This is a genomic window from Methylophilus sp. TWE2, assembly GCF_001183865.1.
In the GTDB taxonomy this organism is placed as follows: Bacteria; Pseudomonadota; Gammaproteobacteria; order Burkholderiales; family Methylophilaceae; genus Methylophilus.
The window spans coordinates 2,155,548-2,180,001 of the sequence record NZ_CP012020.1 but is presented as its reverse complement, the minus strand read 5'-3'; the positions used below and the strand labels follow the sequence as shown (position 1 = coordinate 2,180,001).

Sequence of the window (24,454 nt, the reverse complement as noted above, 5' to 3'; positions counted from 1 at the left end):
CTTTAAGTTTTTTTATTCGCGCAGACATGCACAAAGTGGTAGTCGCGATCAGTGATCAGATGTTGACCGCAATGAGCGCAACCACTCTGACTGACCTTGTACAGGCCAGAAAGTTAGATTGAAATCAATATATTTGCTTTTATCTTGCAGCAAGAGGCCATGGCTCGTCAATGAGCAATGTGCTGGATCCAATGTGCTGGATCAAGGTGGCGAAAGCGGCATGGACAAGCGTTGCAAGCTGTAAGTACAAAGTTGTTCTGCACGCTGCCAGCGCTCGCTTTCGCTCATGCTGCCAAAGTAGACAATGCTGAACACGCCCTCGATCACCGACTGGCAATACAGATTGATTAAATCAAAATCGATGTCAGCAGGCAGCTCCCCATTCGTCATGGCCTGGGTGAGCAACTGGCTGATCTGCGTAATGCGTTTTTTCTCCCAGTCAAAGCGCAGTTGCAGTAACTCAGGCGAGTCATCAATGCCCACATACAAAAAGAACAGCACGCGCTGGATAGAGCTGGGTTCGATATAACTGCGGACTTCCTGTAAGCAATACTGTTTTAGATTTTTGAGCGCACTGAGTGCGACGTCTGCCTGAAAGGGAGAAGCTTGCTGAATCACGCGCTCGGCCATGGCGGTGGCGACTTCGAGTTTGCCCTTGTAATGGCCATACACGGCGCCGCGAGACAGTTGTGCGGCCTCGGCAATGTCTGCCATGGTCGCCAGGGTAAAGCCTTTGCGGTAAAACACATGCTCTGCCGCATCCAGTATCTGGTCGCGGCTTTTTTGTGCGTCTTCTTTGGTTTTTCTGGCCATGATTTCTAGGCGGATCATCCATCAAACAATATGGCTATGATATCAAAAAATAATTAATCAGTCATGATTGATTAATTATTGGGGTGCAGATAGAATATTGATGTCCATATAGTAAGAAGTCATTTTCATGTCCAGATTTTCTGTCAGTACGGCCTTAGTCTCCACGTTTGTGTTATTGCAGTTATCAGCCTGCAGCAAACCCCAGGAGTCCACCCAGGCTGCAACGGTTGCCCCTGAAGTGGAAGTGGTGGCCGTCCAGGTCGCTGATATTCCCGATGAAGTGGAGTTGCCAGGGCGCGTTGAAGCCTACCGCATCGCTGAGGTGAGAGCACGTGTCTCGGGTATTGTAGCCAAACGCCTGTATCAGGAAGGGCAGGTAGTCAAAGCCGGGACACCCTTATTCCAAATCAACCCTGAGCAGCTACAGGCCAGTAAGCTGGAAGCAGAGGCAGAATTGGCAAGGACTGAGGCTAACCTGGTGAACGCGAACGACAAATTACAGCGCTACCAGGCACTGGTTGGCGACCAATCGGTGAGTCAGCGCGACTATCGGGCAGCGCAGGCAGAAGCGCAGTTAGCCAAGGCTGAAGTGGCGTCAGCACAAGCCAAATTGAACCGCGCCAAGCTGGATCTGGGATACGCCAATGTGACCGCGCCGATTGATGGTGTGGCCCGTCGTGCGCTGGTGACCGAAGGTGCATTGGTTGGTAAAGATGAAGCGACTCACCTGACCACGGTAGAACAGGTGAATCCGGTCTACGTTAACTTTGCTCAGTCATCCTCCGAAGTATTTGCGCTGCGTAAAGCCTTGCGCGATGGACAACTCAAGGGCAATGACGGCCGGTTCAAAATTGAATTGTTGCTGCCTGATGGTTCGCTGTACCCAAGTGTGGGCAAGCTCTCATTTTCGGATGTTTCCGTCAACCAGACCACAGACTCGGTGGTGATGCGGGCTATTTTCGACAATCCACAGCAAGAACTGATGCCTGGCGCCTATGTACGCCTCAAAATCCGCCAGGCGACCAATCCCAACGCTATCCTGCTGCCCCGGGATGCCTTGATCCGCGATCAGTTTTCGGCCCGCGTCTGGGTAGTCAATGCCAAGAACGAGCTGGAATCCCGCGAAGTGCAAACCGGGAGCGTGGTCGATAAACAATGGGTGGTTGAGCACGGCCTCAAGCCGGGTGAGCGTGTTGTCGTCACCAATGCCGCCACGCAAACGGCAGGCACCAAGGTGACGCCCAAGCTGGTGAATGCCAAAGACAAGATCACGAAAGCGCTGGCCTCTTAACGGGCAGTCTATTTATCAGGCTGTTTATTTAACAGGCAATCTAGAGAAAGCCAAACCATGAGTCGTTTTTTTATTGATCGCCCCATCTTTGCCTGGGTGATTGCCATCCTGATTGTGCTGGCGGGCCTGATCTCCATCAAACAATTACCGATTGCGCAATATCCTGACATTGCGCCGCCGGTGGTGAATATTGCTGCCACTTATCCCGGTGCCTCGGCCAAGGTGGTTGAAGAAACCGTGACCTCGATTATCGAGCGTGAAATGAATGGTATGCCAGGGCTGATGTATGTGTCTGCCACCAGCAACTTTGGCATGGCGTCTGTCAGTGTCACCTTCAAGCAGGGCACCAATCCTGACCTGGCGGCCGTTGATGTGCAAAACCGGCTCAAAAGTGTGGAAGTCCGCTTGCCAGAAATCGTTCGCCGTAGCGGCATCATGGTGGAGAAGTCAGCGGATAGTTTCCAGCTGATCGTATCCCTGACGTCGGAGGATAACCGCTACAGTGAAATTGACCTTGGCGAGTTGTCTTCAGCCACAGTGATGCCTACCCTCAAGCGTGTGCAAGGCGTAGGCAAGGTGCAGTCTTTCAGCCCCGAATATGCGATGCGCATCTGGCCGGACCCGCAAAAAATGGCAGGCCTGAATGTCAGCATCACCGAAATTTCCAATGCTTTGCGTAGCTACAATACCCGCCTCACACTGGGGCAGGTAGGCGCCAGCGGTGTGCCCGAAGGCGCCCCGCTCAGCGTCTCCCTGGAGGCTGAGGCCACGCTCAAGACCGTGGAAGATTTTGCCAATGTGCCTATTCGCAGCCAGGCCGATGGTTCAGCCTTGCTGGTGAAAGATGTCGCGCGGGTAGAGCTGGGCAGCAGTGACTACACCTACAGCTCCCGCGTCAATGGCAAAAATGCGGCCGGCATGGCGATCAAGCTGGCACCTGGTTCCAATGCCGTTGAAACCATCAAGCGCGTGAAAGAGGCCATGGAGAACATGCAGCCGTATTTCCCGCCTAACGTCATGTTCCAGCTGTCTTATGACTCATCAGCCTTTGTGTCGATCTCGATTAAAAAAGTGATCCAGACACTGGTAGAGGCCGTGTTGCTGGTGTTTGTGGTCATGTATTTATTTATGCAGAACCTGCGGGCGACGCTGATCCCCACCATCGTGGTACCCATTGCCCTGTTGGGCACCTTTGCCGTCATGTACTGGCTGGGGTATTCCATCAATGTGCTGACCATGTTCGGCGTGGTGCTGGCGATTGGTATTCTGGTCGACGATGCGATTGTGGTGGTGGAAAACGTCGAGCGTCTGATTGTGGAGGAGGGTCTGTCTGCCCGTGATGCCACCATCAAGGCCATGTCGCAAATCAGCGGTGCTGTGGTCGGGATTACCGCAGTACTTGTGTCTGTGTTTATCCCCATGGCGTTTTTCAGTGGCGCGGTAGGCAATATTTACCGCCAGTTTTCATTAGCTTTGTCTGTCTCCATCAGCTTTTCGGCGTTTCTGGCGCTCTCGCTTACCCCTGCTTTGTGCGTGACGCTACTGCGACATGAGTCCAGCCCCAAGGCTCGGTTTTTCGTCTGGTTTAACCGCAGTTTCAAATGCATGACTGAACGCTACACTGGCCTGACCGGGCGCTTGCTCAAAAAGCCACTGCGCTGGCTCGCTGTGTTTGCCTTGATTGTGGGGCTGGTCGTCTGGTTATTCACGCGATTGCCAGGCGCGTTTTTGCCAGAAGAAGACCAGGGTAACTTTATGGTCATGGTGTCATTGCCACAAGGCGCTACCCTGGCAGAAACCGCTGAGGTGCTCGGCGATATGAGCCGTTATATTCAAGAGCATGAACCGGTGGATATTATTTTTGAGGTGAGTGGCTTTAGTTTCTACGGCACCAGCACCAATAGCGGCATGCTGTTTATCACGCTCAAAGACTGGGCCGAGCGGCCCAACCCGGAGCAACAGGTGCAGGCCATCGTCAACCGGGTCAATCAGCAGTTTTATGGACGACCTAATTTAACTATTTTTGCCATGAATGCGCCGCCATTGCCTGAGCTTGGCAGCGTGGGTGGATTCGATATGCGCCTGGTCGACCGCGCCAGTGTCGGTATTGAGACATTAATGAAAGCGCGTGATCAATTGCTGGCAGAGTCCGCCAAGCATCCTGAGCTGGCCAATGTATTGTTCGCCGGGTTGTACGATACGCCCGTGGTCAATATGCAACTCAACCGTAGCAAAGCCAATGCGCTGGGTATTTCGCTGGATGAAATCAATGACTCACTGGCTACCTTGCTAGGATCTAACTATCTGGGTGATTTCGTCTACGGCAACCAGGTGCGCCGGATTATTGTGCAAGCCGATGGCAAGCAGCGCCAGACGCTGGAAGATATCAAGAAAATCCGCCTCAAAGCTAAGGATGGCAGCCTGGTACCACTGGCTTCCATCATGACGCTAGACTGGGCCATGGGGAGCCCACAGCGCACGCGCTTTAACGGCTTCCCCTCCTTCAACATCAATGGCGGTGCCGCTCCTGGTTACAGTAGTGGTGAAGCCATGCAGACCATAGAAAAACTGGTGCAAGGCCTGGGTAAAGGCATCGGTTTTGAATGGGCAGGGCAGTCGCTGGAGGAAAAACAATCCGGCAGTCAAGCCAGCTTGCTGTTTGGCTTGTCCATTCTGGTGGTTTTCCTTGTACTGGCTGCTTTGTATGAAAGCTGGGCGATTCCATTTGCAGTTATCCTGGTGGTGCCATTGGGTGTTCTAGGTGCCTTGCTCGGAGTGACGATTAGAGGTTTACCAAATGACATTTACTTCAAGGTGGGTCTGATTGCCACGATTGGCTTGTCCGCGAAAAATGCCATCCTGATTGTCGAGTTTGCGCGCGAACACGTACTACAAGGCATGCCGTTAATCGAAGCCAGCTTGCTGGCGGCCAAAGAGCGTCTGCGCCCGATTGTCATGACCTCGCTGGCCTTTGGTGTGGGCGTGATTCCGCTGGCATTCTCCAGTGGCGCAGCCTCAGGCGCACAAATTGCCATCGGCACCAGTGTGCTTGGCGGCATCATCACTGCCACCTTGCTCGCTATCTTTTTTGTGCCGTTATTTTTTATTGTGGTGGGGCGCTGGATGAAAAAACCGGCCGCACAGCAAAGGGTGTCACATGAAGTTTAGTCGTATTTCCCTCATTCTCGCGCTGGCATTTGCCATCAGTAGCTGTTCGCTGGTGCCTGAGTATTTCAGGCCTGCTGCACCGGTACCAGAAACCTATCCTGGCCAGCGAGTCAATGAGACAGTGGCCGAAACGCCACCACTCACCTGGCAAACCTACTTCCCTGATGCCGACTTGCAGAAACTGATACAGGTTGGCTTGCAGCATAACCGCGACCTCAAAACTGCGGTATTACGCATGGACGAAGCCAAGGCGACTTATGGCGTGCAAAAAGCAGACCGGCTGCCGACTGTTCAGGGCAACCTGAATTACGACCGCAGCCGCACCGTATTCAGCTCCAGCCAGGCGTTTGAGGCTGAGCTGTTCAGGGTGGGTGTAGGCATTAGCGAATATGAAATCGATGTGTTTGGCCGCGTCAAAAGCCTGACGCAATCTGCACTCGAGCAATATCTCGCCGTGACTGAAAACCGGCAAGCCGTGCAGGCGACCTTGATTACTGAAATTGCCACGCAGTATGTGAATTACCTGGCCATTCATGCACAGCTCAAAGTCACCCAGCAAACCCTGGCTGACCGGCAGCAAATGTTGCAACGCACCCAGCGCCGTTTCGATGCCGGGCTGGACCAAGTGCTAGATGTCAAAGCCGCGCAAATTCAAGTCGAGCAGGTGCAGGCACAGCTCGCGCAATGGCAACGCCAGCTGGCCACCACAAAAAATGCCCTGTATTTACTGCTGGGCGAGCCTTCGCAAAGCACGCCGTTGCCAGTCAAACCGCTTGAGGCATTAAAACTGGCCGACGTGACACCTGGTTTGCCATCAACTTTACTCACCCGCCGACCCGATATCCGCGCCGCCGAGCATCAGCTCAAAGCTGCCAACGCCAATATCGGCGCAGCACGGGCCGCGTTTTACCCACGCCTGCAACTCACCACCAATGTTGGCCTTGTCAACTCAGACTTCGCAAAACTGTTCTCGGATACCGGCAGCAACTACTGGGCCTTTAGCCCGCAACTGATCATCCCTATTTTTAACTATGGCCGAAATAAAGCCAGCCTCAAACTGGCCGAAGCGCGCCAGCATATCGAGGTCGTGAATTACGAAAAAACCATCCAGACCGCGTTTAAAGAAGTCATGGATGTACTGAGTACGCGCACAGTGATTGCCGAAGAGTTTGCCGCCAGAGAACGTTTGCGAGAGCTGGAGAGCAGTCGCTTGCAATTGGTGAAACGCAAGCTTGATCAGGGACTGGTGACGTATCTGGAGTTGCTCGATGCCCAACGCAGCGTGTTGGATGCGCAGTCGCAAGCCGTGCAGATTCAGCAGCAGGCGTTGCAGAATCAGGTAGGCTTGTATAAAGCGCTGGGTGGGAATTGAGGTTTCACAAAAGGTATGATTGACGGGTTTATGCTGGTGTCTTAGGATGGTCTCAATCTGTTTTTACTCTGGCCCCAAACCCCGCAATTAATTTATGATGCAAAGATTAGCAATAATTACCCTAATTTTCCTTGCAGGCTGTGCCAATTACACAAAGAGGGCGCTACCAACGGAAGCAATTGATCATTCTTCAGCTTATCTCTATGGGAGATTTTATATTGATGCTCCAAGTGGAGTGCTATCTTTGGATGGTCAAATAAGCATGGGTTTTGTCATTAAATGCGACGATGGCAGTCACTACAATCTTAAGTTTTATAACGCTAGTCCAGTGTTTGCGTTGAAGTTGAAACCCGCAAATTGCAGTCTAAAAGAGCTTATATATTCTGATGTTGATGGATATGTCATGGGGCGGGAAGCTTACGATGGAACTGACTTACAATCTTTCGAATTAAAAGCTAATCAAGCATATTACTTGGGAGATTACACTGCAGACTTTTCAACTACCTTGCAGCACAGAAGTGCAATATGGCATTGGTCTGTAAAGAAAGTAGTTCGAAACTATCAGGCAACAACTAATGAAATGCAATCAACCTATCAAGCCTTGAGAGCGTTGCCGACGGTAGACCTAACAGCTGTAAGTGATCTGGAAAAAAATTAAAATTTGAAGGCAGAGTAAAGCCAGGTAGGGTGGGTAACTTGTTGCCCACGCGGTAAAACTATTTCTGCGCCAAATCAATAAACGCCTGCACATAATCAATCTGCACATCAGCTTCCCGTATCCCCAGGTAAATCTGCTTGGCAATGCCTTGTTTGCCAAGCTTGACTGGCACCACATCAAACCGGTGTTGATATTCCTCCACTAGCCAGCGCGGCAGGGCGGCGACACCACGGCCGCTGGCGACCATTTGTAGCATGATGTCGGTGGTCTCAATCGGTTTATGCAGATGCGGGCTGATGCCTGCCGGTTGCAGAAACTGGTTGTAAATATCGAGTCGGTCTATGTCTACCGGGTAGGTAATGAGCGTTTCGCTGCTGAGTTGTGCGGGCGTCACGTATTCCGTTTGCGCTAAGGTATGTTGGCGATGGACAACCAATACCTGTTCGTAATCAAACACGGGTTGAAACATTAGGCCGGGTTTATACAGCGGGTCAGGCGTGACCAGCATATCAATCTCATAGCCAAACAAGGCGCCTATGCCGCCAAACTGGAATTTCTGTTTGACGTCTACATCCACATCCGGCCAGTCGGCCAAATAAGGTGATACCACCTTGAGCAGCCATTGATAGCACGGATGGCACTCCATGCCGATACGCAAGGTGCCGCGTTCGCCCTGCGCAAATTGGCGCAGGCGCTCTTCGGCGAGAGAGAGCTGCGGTAATAGTCGATTAGCCACTGCCAGCAGGTATTGCCCGGCCTGGGTCAGGCGCAGGCTGCGGCCTTCACGAAGCCAGATATCCGTCCCTAGTTGTTGCTCCAGTTTTTTCATTGAGTGGCTGAGGGCCGATTGGGTCAGAAACAGCTTTTCAGCGGCGGCTGTCAATGAACCTTGTTGCTCAACTTCGCGAATAATGGCTAAGTGGATACGTTCAATCATGTTTTGATATATGAATAAAATTAATTGATTGTTGAAATAATACCATTTTACTTCATGGTTTGTGTTTCCTAGAATGCGGGTTCTGATTTGTTAAGGAACCCATGATGATCACCACACATAACCTTGGCTTTCCGCGCATAGGGGCCAAGCGCGAACTGAAGTTTGCTTTAGAAGCCTATTGGAAAGGCCAATCTTCTTTAGACGATTTAAAGCAGGTGGGTAAGAGTCTGCGCCAGGGAAACTGGGCGCTGCAATCCAATCTGGATTTTATACCGGTAGGCGATTTTGCCTTTTATGACCAGGTGCTGGACATGAGCTTTACGCTTGGTAATTTGCCAGCCCGCGTACAGGATTTTCACGGCGACCCGCTGGATAACTATTTCCGTGTGGCACGTGGCCGTTCTGCGGAATCTGCCGAAGCGCATGCGCAATGCTGCGGCGGCGTGGCGGCAGGCGAGATGACCAAGTGGTTTGATACCAATTATCACTATATCGTGCCGGAGTTTACTGCAGAGACGCAGTTTAAGCTGGATGCCAGCCGTTTGCTGGAGCAATTGGCTGAGGCCAAAACGCAAAATATCAACGCTAAGCCTGTGATTATTGGCCCAGTGACTTACCTGGGGATTGGTAAAGCCAAGGATGATTCTGACCGGCTGGCACTCCTGCCACAGTTGTTAAATGTATATACCGAGTTGCTGGAAACCCTGGCAGCCCAGGGCGTAGAGTGGGTGCAGGTTGATGAACCTATTCTGGGCACTGAACTGGATGCACAATGGCAGCATGCGTTTAACCTGGCCTATCACCAATTAAAGAGCAGCCGCGTGAAGTTGCTGGTCGCAACCTACTTTGGCCAGTTAGCCGATAACCAATATCTGGCAGCGAACCTGCCTGTGGCTGGCTTGCATGTGGATGCGATCAATGCACGCAGTGAAATCGTGCCACTGATTAACCAGCTGCCTGCGCATAAAGTGCTTTCAATTGGTGTGATTAATGGCCGCAATATCTGGAAAACCGACTTGAGCGCGACGCTGGACTGGCTGGAGCCCATTGCCGAACGCTTGGGTGAGCGCTTGTGGCTCGCACCTTCATGCTCTTTACTACATGTGCCGGTGGATCTGGATAGCGAAGTGAAGCTGGAGTCTGAGATCAAGTCCTGGCTGGCTTTTGCCAAACAAAAGCTCGAGGAGTTGCAGGTGTTGGCGACCGCATTGAACCATGGGCGGGATGCTGTGAAAGTGGCCCTGGCAGTGAACCAGGTGGCGATTGAGGCGCGCCGTAGCTCCAAGCGAGTGCATAATCCGCAGGTGAAAGCTGCACTGGAAACACTGACACCACAACTGGGGCAGCGGCAGAATACGTATGTGCAGCGCGCAGCGAAACAGGCTGCTTTGCTTAAACTGCCCAAGTATCCAACCACCACTATCGGTTCATTCCCGCAAACGACAGAAATCCGCCAGGCACGCAGCCAGTTCAAGGCTGGCGAGATTGATCATGCGGCATATCAGGCGGAAATGAAAGCTGAAATCGAACGCAGTGTGCGTGAGCAGGAAGCACTGGGCCTGGATGTCTTGGTGCATGGCGAGGCTGAGCGTAACGACATGGTGGAATATTTTGGCGAACAGCTGGAGGGTTATGCCTTTAGCCAGTTTGGCTGGGTGCAGTCTTATGGTTCACGTTGTGTCAAACCGCCGATTCTGTTTGGCGATATCAGTCGACCTAAGGCAATGACCGTAGAGTGGATCAAGTATGCCCAGTCGCTGACCAGCAAGCCGATGAAAGGCATGCTGACTGGCCCGGTGACGATTCTGAACTGGTCCTTCGTGCGCGATGACCAGCCGCGTGCAGTGAGTTGCTACCAACTGGCGCTGGCAATCCGTGAGGAAGTGCTGGATCTGGAAAAGGCTGGCATTAGCGTTATCCAGATTGACGAAGCAGCCTTGCGCGAAGGCCTGCCATTACGCAAGTCGCAGTGGAAAGAGTACCTGAACTGGGCGGTAGAATCTTTCCGCATTACCGCCAACGGCGTGGCGGATGAAACACAGATTCATACGCATATGTGTTACTCCGAGTTTAATGACATCATCGCCTCGATAGCCGAGATGGATGCCGACGTGATCACGATTGAAACTTCACGTTCCGACATGGAGCTGCTGGATGCATTCGACAACTTTAACTACCCGAACGAGATCGGGCCAGGTGTGTATGACATCCATTCGCCGAATATCCCGACCGAGGACCATATCGTGCAACTCATGCAAAAGGCAGCTGAGCGAATTCCGGCTGAGCGGTTGTGGGTGAACCCGGACTGTGGCTTGAAAACCCGCCAGTGGGCAGAGGTGTTGCCTGCATTAAGTAATATGGTGGCCGCAGCCAAAACCTTGCGTGCAGCTGCATAATTCGATCTGATTTATTGTGGTACTAGCGACCCGGACACTTTTTACATGTGTCCGGGTTTTTCTTTGCAAGTCTCGTGATGTGGCAAATTTTCTTTTCTTGATATAATTGATAATGATTTTCATTTGAATTTTGGCGCGGAGGCCGTTAACATAGCAGCTATTTCCAATTTCTGCTGATTGCTGTGCTGCAACATCCTGAAAACTCCAAGCTTGTGGTCGCGCTGGTCTATCACTATGACGAGCTGATCAACTATGTGAAGCGTCGCTTTGGTGACCATCATTTTGCCCGTGATGTGGTACACGATGTATGCGTGGAGCTCATGGAGCGACCGCTGACCACCACCGTGCATACGCCCATGGCTTTTCTGCGCAAACTTTCCAACCACCGGGCAATTGACCGCTACCGCCAGTACCAGACCCAGCAAATCCACTTGAATGACATGCAAACCATGGCGAGCCATAGCCACCATGTGGATGGCGAACGGGTGCTACATTTTGTGCAACGGCTGGAAGCATTGAAACGCATTATTGAAGCTTTACCAGCACGCCAGCGGCAAGTGTTTTTGTTGCACAGGCTGCACGATATGCCGCAACAGGAAATTGCAAACGAGCTGGGCATTTCACGCAATATGGTCACGCAGCATTTCACCAAGGCCATGACCAGCATAGAGCAACAATGGGGGGTGGCGGCATGATGAATATACGTCATGATGAGCTGTCCCGGCCAGAACCATTCGCAGGCGAGGATCACTTAAGCCCATATACTCTGGCGTTACGCGAGCATTTTCCTTCACGCGAGGAGATTCTGCGTGAAGCCAAACGGCAGACGCGGCGTCAACGCGGGTTAAAGAAAACAGCGGGCGTAGTTGCCTCCTGCCTGGCACTGGCTTTGAGCTGGTATATAGATCCGGTATTGCAACGTGAATCAATGCAAACGGCAGTGGGCCAGCAAGCCACTTACCATTTAAAAGATGGTAGCGAGGTCACCCTGAATACCAATAGCCTACTGGTCGTCGAGCAGCATCTTTATTCGCGCCAACTGCGATTGCCGCAGGGGGAAGCGCTGTTCCGCGTGCAGCATGGCTGGCGTCCGTTCACTGTGTACGCCTACCAGACCACCATCAGGGATATTGGGACCGTCTTTAATGTGCGCAATACCGCTCATGGTGCCGAAGTCACCGTGATAGAAGGGTTGGTAGAAGTGATCACTGGCACAGCCAAACAGGTGCTAAGCCATCATCAAACACTACGCTCAGAGGCCGGTGCACTTTCGGATATACGTCACATCTCGGCAGAGTCAGCCACGGCCTGGCAGCAAGGGCGATTAATGTTTGACGCCCAACCCTTGAGTGCAGTTGTGGCTGAGTTGCAGCGCTACCATGCGGGCCAGATTCAAATTGCAGACTCGCATGTGGGGCAGTACCAGTTATCAGGTGAATATGACATTCACGGCATTGATGCGCTGATTGATGTCTTGTCCGAGATATTGCCGGTACGCGTTGAAAGGCACGCGGACCAGTCTGTGGTCATCAGGCACCGTTAATCATCATGATCTAAAATTTTTTAATCGGACATCAACATCTTTCTACGCTCAAACGACATACCAGTGTAAGTAAATAATCACTGGAAAAAAGATGTCACATATTTGCAAACCTACTCTACTGGCCATGTTGATGGCCAGCCTTGTCACTTCCGTCCATGCGGTTGAGCTCGACATACCATCGCAACCACTGGATAAAGCGCTCAATGCCTTGGCGCATCAAACCGGGGAACGCATTATTTTCTCTACCGGACTGACTGAAAACAAGAAGTCACCTGCACTCAAGGGTGATTACAGCGTACGCCAAGCGCTGGATAAATTATTGAACGGCAGCGGCCTGGAACTTAAAGCCACGCCAGGTGGTGGCTTTACACTGGTTAAAGCGCCACCTCCTGAAAAAAGCCATGCAGAACCCCAATTGATGCCGGAAGTGAGTGTGGCCGGCGCAGCCGAGAGAGAGCGGGCGAATGCCAGGATGAAAGGCTATGTCGCCAAGCGCAATATCACTGCGACCAAAACCGACAGCGATATTCTGGAATCTCCGCAGTCGATCTCCGTCATCACGCGTGACCAGATGACCATGCAGGCGGTGCAGTCTGTGGGGGAAGCCTTGCGTTACAGCGCTGGTATTGTTGCGGAGTCCAATGGGCCTGATCCACGCGCAGATACCATAGGCGTGCGCGGTTTCAGCATCGGCCGTGACCAGTATCGCGATGGCCTGCGCAATTATGCATTCAGTAACCAGGGCGGTACAGTGATGGAACCGTTTGGCCTGGAACGTGTAGAAGTGCTGCGGGGACCCTCGTCGATTTTATATGGGCAGGGCGCGCCTGGGGGGATCGTGAATCTGGTGAGCAAACGGCCAACGGATAAGCCTTTACATGAAGTGGGTGTTGTTCTCGGGCAATACGACCGCAAGCAAGTGAACGGCGACTTCAGTGACTACCTCACCGAGGATGGCATCTGGTCTTATCGTGTTGCTGGCCTGGTGCAGGACAGTGATACCCAGATTGATCATGTGAAAGACGACCGCATTTATATTGCGCCGTCATTGACTTGGCGCCCTAGCGATTTTACGACGCTCACATTGCTCTCTGATTACCAGAAAAATGACCGCGGCCAGGGCTACCAGGCCTGGCCGCGTATAGGGACATTAGTGGACGGCCGTTTTGGCAAAGTGTCGACTAGCCGCTTCCTTGGTGAACCCGGTCTGGATAAATACGAGCAGGAACGTTATTCATTAGGCTACCAGTTTGAGCATGTCTTCAACCAGACTTTTACCTTCCGCCAGAACCTGCGCTACCAGCGTATGACCACCGATGCGATTTCTACCTATTTGCGGGCGTTGCAGGCTGACCAGCGCACCATCACGCGTGAGACGGGTGGCAATGAGGAAGATGTCGATAACCTGGTGGTAGATAGTCATTTGCAAGCGAAATGGTCACACGGTGACTTTGAGCATACTGTCGTTGCCGGGATTGATAGCCAGCGCCTGAACAACGATCAGCGCCGTACCTTTGCACTGGCAGGTACATTGGATATCTATGCACCTGTCTATGGGCAAACAGCCGTTAACCTGGCTGAAAGTGCCAATATTGAACAACGCCAACGCCAGACAGGGGCTTATTTGCAGGACCAGATCAAGGTTGACGGTAAATGGGTAGCGACCTTGGGTGGCCGTAAAGACTGGACGCGTATGGAAACCGATAATTTGCGTACACCATCGGCTTCTTCTTCACAAAAAGACCAGGCTGAAACCTGGCGTGCGGGCCTGGTCTACCTGGCCGATAATGGCCTTTCCCCTTATGCGAGCTATACCGAATCTTTCCTGCCTGTCATAGGCACCACGTTCGCAGGGTCTGCTTTCAAACCGGAAACCGGCAAACAGTATGAGTTGGGCTTGCGTTTCCAGCCTAAAGAAAGCCAGAGTTTATATACCGTGGCCTTGTTCGATTTGCGCAGGCAAAACGTGACGACACAAGATACGCAGAATCCTAACTTCCAGTTGCAGCAAGGTGAAGTGCGTTCACGCGGGATTGAACTGGAGGCCAAAACCCAATGGGATGCCTGGTCCATCATTGGCAGTTATACCTACCTTCTGCCTGAGATCACCAAAAGCAATAACCGCAATGCACAAGGCATCGCGTTCGAAGGCAAAGACCCTAATCATGTACCTAATCATACCGCCTCGCTGTGGGTCGATTACCGCTTCCCAACCGCGTTGTTACAGGGCATGACGCTGGGCGGCGGTGTGCGGTACATCGGCAGCCGCTACGGTGATGATGCCAATACCATCCGCTTACCATCCTATACGCTGGTGGATGTGGCCGTTCGTTACGACCTGACCCAGCTGGGCGAAGGTTGGAAAGGCTGGCAATTTGCCCTCAATGCCAGCAATCTGTTCGATAAGGAATATGTTTCCAACTGCGGGTACTACGGTGACGGCTGCCGCTGGGGCTTCCGCCGCAACGTCATGGCACAACTTAACTATCATTGGTAAAAAGCACGGTTAATGCGACACACACTTGTACTCTGGCATCGCTGGGTGGGCCTGGCGATGGCCGCTTTTTTGATCATTTCCGGCTTCACCGGCGCGATCATCGCGTTTGAGGATGAGCTGGATGCCTGGTTAAACCCGCAACTGTTCCGGCCAGCCTGGCAACCCGATAAGCCGGTGCTTGATGCTTACCGCTTGCAAGCCCTGGCGCAGCAGCAAGCGCCTGCGGGGACACTGGTAGATGAGGTGCTGTTTAAATTGCCAGATGCAGAAGTGGCTTCTGGCCTGACTGAACGGGTACTGGCGTTCCGACTCAGTCCCGCTGACCCGCTTGCAACCGAAACGGTCGCTGACCAGCTATTTATTGACCCGCAAACCGGAGCCAGGTTGGGCGCGCGTAAATATGGCGAAAGCCCGTTTCAGCGGGAAACCCTGATCACCTTTCTCTATCGATTGCATTATTCGCTTGCCTTGCCGGGTAAAAGCGGGCACCTGATCATGGGTATCGTCGCCGTGTTATGGACACTGGATACCTTTGTGGCCTTCGCCTTAACACTACCCCGACGGCAGGCAAACGCTAAAACCCGCTTCTGGCAACGTTGGCGACCGGCCTGGCTGGTCAAATGGCAGGCCAGTGCCACGCGTATCAATTTTGACCTGCACCGTGCATTGGGCCTGTGGCTGTGCACGGTGTTGCTCATTTTTGCATGGTCCAGCGTCATGTTTAATTTGCGTGACCAGGTTTACTTGCCCATCATGTCCAAGGTCATGCCATTTGACCTGTCGTGGCGCAGTGTGCCCAAGCTGGAACAGCCACTGGACCGCTTGCCCATGCCCTGGCCACAGGCGCATCATATGGCGCGGCAGGCCATGCAAGGCTTTGCACAAGCACGTGGCTTAAAGATTGATTTTGAAGACAGGTTGCGCTTAGACCGCGTGCGCGGCGTATACATGTACTCGGTGCACAGTTCTGCCGATTTGCGCGAAGACAGGGGCAATACGGCTATTCTGATTGATGCCCAGACCGGTGCTCTCAAAGGATGGTGGTTGCCGACTCAGGGAGAAGCAGGTAATACCTTTAGCAACTGGTTAGGCGCGTTGCATATGGGGCAGGTGTTTGGCTTGCCTTACCGGATATTTGTTTGTTTAACGGGTCTGGCACTTGTCGCCATTTCCGTGACTAGCGTGTTGATATGGAGCAGAAAGCGCGCAGGCAAAAAAGTGATGAAGCCGTCCGTGCGTAAGGCAGGGCTTGTATCAAAATGTTAGCGTAAGACTACCAGCGACGGCTCAACATAAAGTGCAGGAAAAGGGCTTCATTGCGGATTTCTGAGTCACCAAGCAAGGCGCTGTTATATTTTTCACGTACCGGCAGCATCCATTCCACGCCGCCAGTCATCAGCCAGTGCTGGTCAATCTTGCGTGCCGCACCAAAAGTCAGGTGATGCTCGAGGATGCCCGCCAGTAACGGGCTGGAGTTCTGCCGTGGAATTGGGTTTTTGCCATAGTTATGGCCTGCATAAAGCGTCGTCCTGTCGCTCCATGTGTAAGCAACCCCTGTTGCAACGACCCACTGGTCTTTCCAGTCAGCAGGGTTGGTTGAACCATACACGGCAGGGGCGGCAGCATTATTGGGTTTTGTGGCACGCAGTTTGACGTCATTAATGGCATCATCCCAATTGAGCCAGTTGAGCTTGAATGACAGCAGCCAGTCATCTGTCGGCTTGAATGCCAAACCTACTGCTACTTCGCGCGGTAAAGCAAACCCTTTCACTGAAGCGTCGGAATACTTCACTTTGCCCAATCCTGCACCTGTGAAGTCAGCCGTCAGTGTGCCACCCGTCATGGGGAGCTCGGTTTTTTCGGTATAGGCAGCGGCTAGCGTCAGCGTCGGCGTCACCCGATATTGCATGCCCAGCTTGAAACCTGTACGTATCGCAGAGGCGTCTTCTAATTTGTAACCAGCAAAGGCCGTGCCTACTGATGTGTTGGAAAAAAAGTCCTGCTCTATGCTGCCATAGACCAGGTTCAAGCTGGCACCTAGTGAAAGCTTTTCGGTCACCTGGCAGCCAATGCCAGGAATAATTTTGGCGATGCCAAATAGCGAGGAAAGATCATCGCGATTGCCAAACGGCGTACGCAACTTCTCGAATACGCCGCCTGCGCCACCTTGGGCGAACAAGCCTATGCCCGCTGTACAATCGGTATTCTCCAGTGGTCGCGCATATCCACCACCGCCCAGAAAGGTGTAACGGTTAGAGGCATGCTCCTCGTTGCGCGGGTCTTTGTGTACCAGGTCTGTGGTACGCAGCATGGAGCCAAACATATCCAGTAGCGGCGCCTTGATCTGTGTCAGGCCGGCCGGATTGGTATTCAGCGCGCTGGTATCGCGCGCCACGGCCACGTCGGCACCTCCCATCAGCGTTGATTCAGCACCGAAGCCGATCAGGTTGATGCCATTGGTGGCGTATACAGCACTCGTAGTGCCTGCTAAGGCGAGCGCGGTGGCAAAGTGTATGCTGAAAAGGCGGGTAGAAATCATTGCGGCATGAACTATTATTTATAGCGCATAGTTTCGCACAGTCTGGCCACCTTGTGTCGCGATAATAAAGGGGAAATTGCGTGCTATTTATTCTTAAGGAAAATAGGCCAGGCGCACCATACATTCAGCATCAGCGGTGATGCATGCGTCATTGCCAGTCCCTTTCGCACACATATGAAGGCAGCATATTAAAAAGTTGCTCACCCGTGTTAAAATGAGAATTGTTATCATTTACAGTGATCAGCATGTTGGCGAAAGAGTTTTTAGGGCAGCAGACCGTTGAAAGTATTTATATGGATCATCATCGGTGGTTAAAGACCTGGCTGCGAGGCAAGCTTGGCTGCAGTGAGCAGGCCGCTGATCTGGCACAGGATACTTTCTTGCGCATGATGCATGGCAAGCGCAATGTGCATACCCTAGAGCAACCCAGGGCCTACCTCACGCAGATTGCCAAACACTTGCTGATAGATCACTGGCGCCGCCAAGAAGTTGAGCGTGCGTGGCAGGAGACACTGGCTGTGATGTCCCAGTCTTTCGTTGCCTCTCCCGAAGAGCGTTCTTTAATCCTGGAGGTACTGATCCGCATTGATCAATTGCTGGATCGCCTCAAGCCCAAAGTACGCGAAGCTTTTCTGTTGTCTCAGTTGGATGGTCTCGGCTATCGCGAGATTGGTGAGCGGTTGGGCGTCGGCGAGCGCATGGTAAAAAAATACATGGCACAGGCCATGCTGGCTTGCCTCATGATCAATGAGGGTAAATGAGATGCGCGCTGACCCTATGGAAGAGCAGCGGGTGTTAAGTCAGGCCGCAGAATGGTTTGCGCGTTTGCAGGATCAGGCTGCGCAGCCAGAGGATTACGCTGGTTGGCAAGCCTGGCTGGCGGCAGATCCGGCACATGCGCGAGTCTGGCAACGCGTTGAAGCTATCAGCCAGCCTTTTAAACAGCTTGCAAATGCGGTGCCCGCAGCCACTGCGAGAGCGACCTTGAAACAGGTGCACTCCATTGAACGTCGCCGTACCTTGCGCCGATTGGGTCTGGGTGTCACTGTCCTTGCCAGTGGCCTGCTCTTGCGCCAGGCCTTGCCGTGGCGTGGCTGGCTAAATACCTATGCGATTGCCCATGCCGGTTACCGCACGCAGGTCGGTGAGCGCAAGCAGTGGCGCCTGCCAGAAGGAACGTTGCTGGCATTGAATACCGCCACCGCCGTCGATGTGTATTATGACCAGCATCTGCGACGCATTGTGTTGCATCAGGGCGAAATCCTGGTCACCACGGCGCATGATCTGCAGCAACCGTCCAGGCCATTGGTCGTCGAGACGCTGCATGCCCGTTTGACCGCACTCGGCACACGCTTTACGGTACGCGGCGATCCGCAAGGCGGGCATGTGGCTGTGTTTGAAGGGGCGGTTCGTATTAGCCCGCATGATGCTGCGAGTGTGGATATCCTGGCAGGGCAGCAGGCGAGCTTTACGCAGAGTGGTGTCATTGCCGATGGCCGTGCTGACCTCGCGCGTGAAGCCTGGTCACGCGGGCAACTCGTCGCAGACAATCTGCCGTTAGCCCATTTTATTGCCGAGTTGAATCGGTATACCAGTGTCCCTATCCGCGTGCAGCCCGCGGTGGCAAATTTGCGCCTGGTCGGGGTGTATCCTCTCAATCATCCCCAGCTAGACATCCCCTTGATCCTGGCTGCCGTCGAAAACGTATTGCCAGTACGCATCCATCAGGATGCGGCTGGTGGTCTGGCGATCGCCGCGCGATAAACAATTTCCTAGCAGAGTTCCCTTTTTTGACGTTCATCCGGCATACCAGTTGAAACGCTTTTAATACTCAACTTTGGAGCCCGATCTCATGCCGTATCCTGTTTCATTTCGCCCCCATCTGCTCACGCTGGCAGTCCGCACTGCAATGCTGTTGCCTGTCACGCTGCTGAATCCATTTGTGTCCGCCGCTTGGGCACAAGCTGTAGAAACCACGCAAATGTTTGATATTGCCGCCGGGCCGCTATCAACTGCCTTAACGCAGGTCGCGGCACAAACCGGCATTAGCCTCAGCGCAAATGCCGCGTTGATTGGCGATAAAAAAACCGCAGCCCTCAAAGGCCGCTACAGCGCAGAGCAGGCCTTGCACACCTTGTTGCTTAACAGTGGCCTGGCCTTGAAGCAAACCGGTGACACCCATTTTACGGTGGTAGTGGCAAGCAAAGAACCAACTCTCCAGCCACTCTCTCAACAGGCAGAAACACTGCCTGAAGTGGCGGTATCTGCCAAGGTTGATCAATCTGTGCCTGTTAAGGAGCCTGTCACCATACTAATTGACGAAGCGGCCCTTGCGCGTAACAACCCGAGTGACGTACGCGGTATCTTTAACGGGCAGCCCTCGGTCAAAGTTGGCGGTTCTACGCCCATGTCGCAAAAAGTCTATGTGAACGGGATTGAGGAAACCAATCTGGCAGTCACCATCGACGGCAGTCGTCAAAACAATAAAGTCTTTCACCATAACGGGACCACATTGATCGATCCATTATTTATGAAGGCAGTGAGCGTCAATGCGGGCGTGGCACCCGCGGATGCAGGCGCTGGTGCCATTGCTGGTTCGATTGCCTACGAAACCAAAAACGCGCGTGACTTTCTCACTTCGCCCGGCAAAGGCGCTTATATCCGCTCCAGCTTTAATACCAATGGCGATGTTTTCAGCCAGACCCTGGCTGGATATGCTGCTTCTGAACAACTGGATGGATTAGCCTATTTAACCGTCGCCAACGGCAACAGGTTTGAAGCGGGCAATGGCGACAAAGTCGATGGCACAGGCACCGACCTGGTCAGCGGTTTCTTTAAATTGGGCGCCGAAGCAGAGGATGGCCACAGATTACAATTAAGTCATGAGCGGGTGCGGGACGATGCTGCACGTCCTTTCCGTGGCAATATCGGGTTTATTTCAGGCCGCCCGGCATGGGAGCCACGTGTGCGTGACTATGAGATGACCCGCGACAATACTGTTCTGCGGTATACGCAAGTGAACCCTGACCACTGGTGGAATCCGACGGCCATATTGGCCTATAGCAAGACTGAAATCACTGTGCCTATTTTTACTGCCGGAGGGACTGTGATTTATCCTGGCACAGGAGAAACCAGCAGCTTTAACGGTAAGTTTGAAAACCGTTTTCCAATCGATATAGGTAGCATTACGGCTGGTATCGATTTCTATCGTGACAAAGCAGATTACAAGGATCGCACTTTCCAGGCTGAAGAGAAAGCAAACAACCGGGGTGTTTATGTCCAGGCGAGAATCAATCCCTGGCAACCTTTGCACCTTTCCGCAGGTGTTCGCAACGACCACCATGAACTCACGGGTACTCAAGGCAGCAGTTGGTCACACTCCGGACTCAGTTCCAACATTTCGGGTGAGTTGGCTGTGGTACCTGAGTTGCTTACGGTGAAAGCAGGGTATTCCGAGGTGTTTAGCGGTAGCCAGATGGCAGAAAACTTTATCATGAACACGGCATGGAACTACGGGCGTGGTCCAAAAGCCACCAAAGCAGATAACTATTTCTTCGGTTTGCAAAGCCGTTTTTATGGCTTTACGGCCGATGCCAAGGTGTTTGAAACGCAGATAGACAACGCCCGTGCGGCCCGGTTTGCTGCCAACAGTGGCGTATTGGCCAGAGATGTACGCACACGTGGATATGAACTGGGTCTGGCCTACCAGTGGGAACAGAGTTTTGCCCGTGCAAGACTGGCAGACATCGATGTCACCATTGACGGTACGCCTACCGACAGCGATACCGGTAATTACCTTGCAACCCCGGTTGGCGAGATTTTATATGTGACCGTGGGTCATCATTTTCCGTCTGTCAACGTGACCGTCGGTGGCGATGCAGAGTTTGCGCAAAAGTACAATAAAGTCAGTGCGGGGACATTATCGTTCCCGTCGTATGAAGTGTTTAATCTCTATGCCGAATATCAACCTCAGTGGGCAGTCAAAACCAAGTGGCGCGTGGATGTGCGTAATCTGTTTGATGATACCTACGCGGACCGCGCGACCTATCAAGGCTTTGGCACCGTCACGCCACTTTATCAGCCAGGGCGTAGCGTACTGTTCAGTGTAGCTGCCACTTTTTAGTCGGCTGAAAACCATAGATCGCTTGATCATCAAGTGACAAGATAATGCAGGTGAGAGTGCAGGCTGGCCTTGTGGGGAGGGCCTGCACTAAACACCATACAACCCAGTCATTTTCAAAAAACTGCTGCATCTAGTTGCTTTAAAAATGCCATGTGAGCAAGCCTATTTGTCCGCTGCAAAATCGTAAAAAAATATTCCCCAATAAAAACAACCAGTTGCCCGTTGTCAATCAAAATAAATCAATATATTGTGTTTTCTGTAATTGAAAAGCCATAGATATTGTTTTATAGTCGCATCCATACGGTACGCAGAAGAGTGTCCTCTTCTGTGTTTAATAGGGAACCTGGTGCGTGAAACTGCGCAGGAATCACTAAGCCAGGGCTGCCCCCGCAACTGTGATCAGCGAGTTGTTTGCTGCCATCGATGCCACTGAGTAAATTCGGGAAGGCACAAGCAAATAATGGTGACCTGAGAGCCAGGAGACCTACCGTGATTTTTTTCTTGTTAACGTTTGGGGCGGGGTGTCCTCGGCAGATACAGTTTTTTCAGAAGCGGGCTCGACATAGGGGTTGCTCGGCCTGAAAAAATGATGTCTTTGCCACTTGTCAGGTCACCTTCGCTGCCGGAATTGGGAGCCAATAATGTCACAATACGAATCCATGCAGGCCACGAAACGCGATGGCCGCAAGGAACCTATTAACCTCGACAAGATTCACCGCGTCATTGACTGGGCTGCACAAGGCCTCAATAACGTCTCGGTGTCACAAGTTGAGTTGCGCTCCCATATCCAGTTTTACGATGGCATCCGTACTGATGATATCCATGAAACTATCATCAAGTCCGCGGCTGACCTGATCTCGGAAGAAACACCGGATTACCAGTACCTGGCTGCACGCCTGTCGATTTTTCACCTGCGCAAGATCGCCTACGGCCAGTTTGAGCCACCACACCTGTTTGACCACGTCACCAATCTGGTCGAGCTCGGCAAATACGACAAACATTTGCTGAGCGATTACAGCCGTGAAGAATTCGATACGCTGAATGGATATATTGACCACTGGCGTGACCTCAATTTCTCCTATGCTGCGGTCAAGCAGCTGGAGGGTAAGTACCTGGTGCAAAACCGTGTCACCAAGAAAATCTACGAGAGCCCGCAGTTCCTCTACATCCTGGTCGCCATGAGCCTGTTTGCCAATTACAAAGGCCAGGCAAGACTGGATCTGATCAAGCGCTTCTACGATGCCGTTTCTACCTTCAAGATCTCATTGCCTACGCCTATCATGTCCGGTGTGCGTACGCCTACACGCCAGTTCAGCTCCTGCGTGCTGATTGAGTGTGACGACAGCCTCGATAGTATCAATGCCACGTCGAGCGCGATTGTCAAATACGTGTCACAACGTGCCGGTATCGGCGTCAACGCGGGCCGCATCCGCGCGCTGGGCAGTGAGATCCGTGGTGGTGAAGCGCAGCATACCGGTTGCCTGCCGTTCTACAAACTGTTCCAATCTGCCGTGAAGTCCTGCTCACAGGGCGGTGTACGTGGTGGGGCGGCGACCTTGTTCTACCCGCTGTGGCACCTCGAAGTCGAGTCATTACTGGTTCTGAAAAACAACCGAGGCGTGGAAGAAAACCGTGTGCGTCATTTGGACTACGGCGTGCAGATCAACCGCCTGATGTACCAGCGCCTGATCAAAGGCCAGAACATTACCTTGTTCTCACCACACGATGTGCCCGGCATGTATGACGCCTTCTTTGCCGACCAGGACGAGTTTGAGCGCCTGTACACGCAATACGAGGCTGATGACAGCATCCGCAAGCGCACCATGCCTGCGGTAGACCTGTTCTCACTCATGATGCAGGAGCGTGCCGGGACTGGCCGTATCTACATCCAGAACGTAGATCACTGCAACACGCACAGCCCGTTTGACCCGACCGTGGCACCGGTGCGTCAGTCCAACCTGTGCATGGAAATCGCGCTGCCGACCCATCCATTGAACGACATCAATGATGAAGAAGGCGAAATCGCGTTGTGCACCTTATCCGCATTCAACCTGGGTGCGCTGGAGTCTTTGGACGAGCTCGAAGGCCTGGCTGACCTGGTGGTGCGTGCGCTTGATGCCCTGCTTGAATACCAGGATTACCCGGTCAAAGCGGCCCTCAACGCCACCAACAAGCGCCGTTCACTCGGCGTGGGCGTCATCAACTACGCTTACTACCTGGCGAAAAACGGCACCAGCTACACCGATGAAGCCGCACTGGGACTGACCCACCGCACCTTTGAGGCGATTCAGTATTACCTGCTCAAAGCCTCCGTGCAGTTGTCCCGCGAATTTGGCCCATGTGGTGCGTTTAACGAAACCACCTACGCCAAAGGTATTTTGCCGATTGATACCTACAAAAAAGACTTGGACGCCGTCTGCAGCGAACCATTGCTGCTCGACTGGGAAAGCCTGCGTAAAGAAATCCAGAAAGACGGCCTGCGCAACTCTACCCTGACTGCGCTAATGCCTTCTGAGACGTCCAGCCAGATCGCCAACGCCACCAATGGTATTGAGCCACCGCGCGGCCTAGTGACAGTCAAGCAATCCAAAGACGGTATCCTGCGCCAGGTCGTGCCAGAGATCGACCGCCTGCGTGACCAGTACCAGTTGCTATGGAAAATTCCAAGCAATGACGGTTACCTTAAGCTGGTGGGCATCATGCAGAAGTTTGTCGATCAATCGATTTCTGCCAACACCAACTACGACCCGACCCGTTTTGAAGGTGGCCGTGTGCCCATGAGGCAATTGCTCAAAGACTTGCTGCAAGTGTACAAGCTGGGCATTAAAACGCTGTACTACCACAACACCAGAGACGGTGCGACTGAAGGCGGCACGGAAGCGGAAGACGATGGGTGTGCCAGCGGAGCCTGCAAAATTTAAATAAGCATTGACTCAGTGGCTGCGCGGGCAAATTGCTGCGTTGTGCGGTGCGCGAAATCCTCATGTACTCTCGTGTACATTCCGGTTTCTGCGTGCCGTACGCCTTGCACTTTATCCCGCTCGCTCACTGATTCAACGCTTATTGCAGTGGGGTAATAAGTACAATTAAAAAACAGTTTGAGCATTAAACTTAAAC

The 24,454-nt window shown here is 52.7% G+C and carries 16 protein-coding genes and 1 riboswitch; of the genes, 13 read left to right on the top strand and 3 right to left on the bottom strand.

Annotated features, from left to right (window positions below; translation table 11 throughout):
- Positions 1-201: 201 nt before the first annotated feature.
- A complete protein-coding gene (locus ACJ67_RS10275; RefSeq protein WP_049639878.1) occupies positions 202-813 on the bottom strand; it encodes a TetR family transcriptional regulator in 612 nt (203 codons plus the stop codon).
- 127 nt (positions 814-940) lie between these two features.
- Between ACJ67_RS10275 and ACJ67_RS10270 the strand changes: the two genes are divergently transcribed.
- From ACJ67_RS10270 to ACJ67_RS10255, 4 genes are all read left to right on the top strand, one after another.
- Entirely contained in the window at positions 941-2,104 is a 1,164-nt protein-coding gene (locus tag ACJ67_RS10270; protein WP_049638994.1) for an efflux RND transporter periplasmic adaptor subunit, read from the top strand.
- A gap of 57 nt (positions 2,105-2,161) precedes the next feature.
- Positions 2,162-5,272, top strand: coding sequence for a multidrug efflux RND transporter permease subunit (locus tag ACJ67_RS10265; protein ID WP_049638993.1), 3,111 nt, complete (start codon positions 2,162-2,164; stop codon positions 5,270-5,272).
- A complete protein-coding gene (locus ACJ67_RS10260; RefSeq protein ID WP_049638992.1) occupies positions 5,262-6,644 on the top strand; it encodes an efflux transporter outer membrane subunit in 1,383 nt (460 codons plus the stop codon). Before ACJ67_RS10265 ends, ACJ67_RS10260 begins: the two co-directional genes overlap by 11 nt.
- A gap of 94 nt (positions 6,645-6,738) precedes the next feature.
- Entirely contained in the window at positions 6,739-7,302 is a 564-nt protein-coding gene (locus tag ACJ67_RS10255) for a hypothetical protein (protein WP_049638991.1), read from the top strand.
- A gap of 58 nt (positions 7,303-7,360) precedes the next feature.
- On the opposite strand, the gene ACJ67_RS10250 is transcribed toward ACJ67_RS10255, so the two are convergent.
- Complete coding sequence (locus tag ACJ67_RS10250) at positions 7,361-8,239, bottom strand: LysR family transcriptional regulator (RefSeq protein WP_049638990.1); 879 nt, start codon at positions 8,237-8,239, stop codon at positions 7,361-7,363.
- A gap of 104 nt (positions 8,240-8,343) precedes the next feature.
- On the opposite strand from ACJ67_RS10250, the gene metE reads away from it, so the two are divergent.
- The 5 genes from metE to ACJ67_RS10225 all read left to right on the top strand — a co-directional run bounded on the left by metE (position 8,344) and on the right by ACJ67_RS10225 (position 15,941).
- On the top strand, positions 8,344-10,635 hold the full coding sequence (gene metE / locus ACJ67_RS10245) for a 5-methyltetrahydropteroyltriglutamate--homocysteine S-methyltransferase (protein ID WP_049638989.1): 2,292 nt from the start codon (positions 8,344-8,346) through the stop codon (positions 10,633-10,635).
- Between the two features lie 182 nt (positions 10,636-10,817).
- A complete protein-coding gene (locus tag ACJ67_RS10240; RefSeq protein WP_156171673.1) occupies positions 10,818-11,330 on the top strand; it encodes an RNA polymerase sigma factor in 513 nt (170 codons plus the stop codon).
- A complete protein-coding gene (locus tag ACJ67_RS10235) occupies positions 11,327-12,178 on the top strand; it encodes a FecR family protein (protein WP_049639876.1) in 852 nt (283 codons plus the stop codon). Before ACJ67_RS10240 ends, ACJ67_RS10235 begins: the two co-directional genes overlap by 4 nt.
- Before the next feature lie 91 nt (positions 12,179-12,269).
- Complete coding sequence (locus ACJ67_RS10230) at positions 12,270-14,675, top strand: TonB-dependent siderophore receptor (RefSeq protein WP_053092895.1); 2,406 nt, start codon at positions 12,270-12,272, stop codon at positions 14,673-14,675.
- Between the two features lie 12 nt (positions 14,676-14,687).
- The gene (locus ACJ67_RS10225) at positions 14,688-15,941 is read left to right on the top strand and encodes a PepSY domain-containing protein (RefSeq protein ID WP_049638988.1); all 1,254 of its coding nucleotides are present in this window, start codon (positions 14,688-14,690) and stop codon (positions 15,939-15,941) included.
- A gap of 7 nt (positions 15,942-15,948) precedes the next feature.
- On the opposite strand, the gene ACJ67_RS10220 is transcribed toward ACJ67_RS10225, so the two are convergent.
- On the bottom strand, positions 15,949-17,214 hold the full coding sequence (locus ACJ67_RS10220) for an OmpP1/FadL family transporter (RefSeq protein ID WP_049638987.1): 1,266 nt from the start codon (positions 17,212-17,214) through the stop codon (positions 15,949-15,951).
- 221 nt (positions 17,215-17,435) lie between these two features.
- Here ACJ67_RS10220 and ACJ67_RS10215 point away from each other — a divergent pair, with 221 nt between their 5' ends.
- The 4 genes from ACJ67_RS10215 to nrdA all read left to right on the top strand — a co-directional run bounded on the left by ACJ67_RS10215 (position 17,436) and on the right by nrdA (position 24,258).
- Positions 17,436-17,975, top strand: a complete 540-nt coding sequence (locus ACJ67_RS10215; protein ID WP_304413711.1) for a sigma-70 family RNA polymerase sigma factor — start codon at positions 17,436-17,438, stop codon at positions 17,973-17,975.
- A gap of 1 nt (position 17,976) precedes the next feature.
- The gene (locus ACJ67_RS10210; protein WP_156171672.1) at positions 17,977-18,978 is read left to right on the top strand and encodes a FecR domain-containing protein; all 1,002 of its coding nucleotides are present in this window, start codon (positions 17,977-17,979) and stop codon (positions 18,976-18,978) included.
- An 88-nt stretch (positions 18,979-19,066) separates the two neighbouring features.
- A complete protein-coding gene (locus tag ACJ67_RS10205) occupies positions 19,067-21,337 on the top strand; it encodes a TonB-dependent receptor (RefSeq protein ID WP_231587147.1) in 2,271 nt (756 codons plus the stop codon).
- A 284-nt stretch (positions 21,338-21,621) separates the two neighbouring features.
- A riboswitch (cobalamin riboswitch) is annotated at positions 21,622-21,844 on the top strand.
- 134 nt (positions 21,845-21,978) lie between these two features.
- The gene (gene nrdA / locus ACJ67_RS10200; protein ID WP_049638984.1) at positions 21,979-24,258 is read left to right on the top strand and encodes a class 1a ribonucleoside-diphosphate reductase subunit alpha; all 2,280 of its coding nucleotides are present in this window, start codon (positions 21,979-21,981) and stop codon (positions 24,256-24,258) included.
- Positions 24,259-24,454 lie beyond the last annotated feature (196 nt).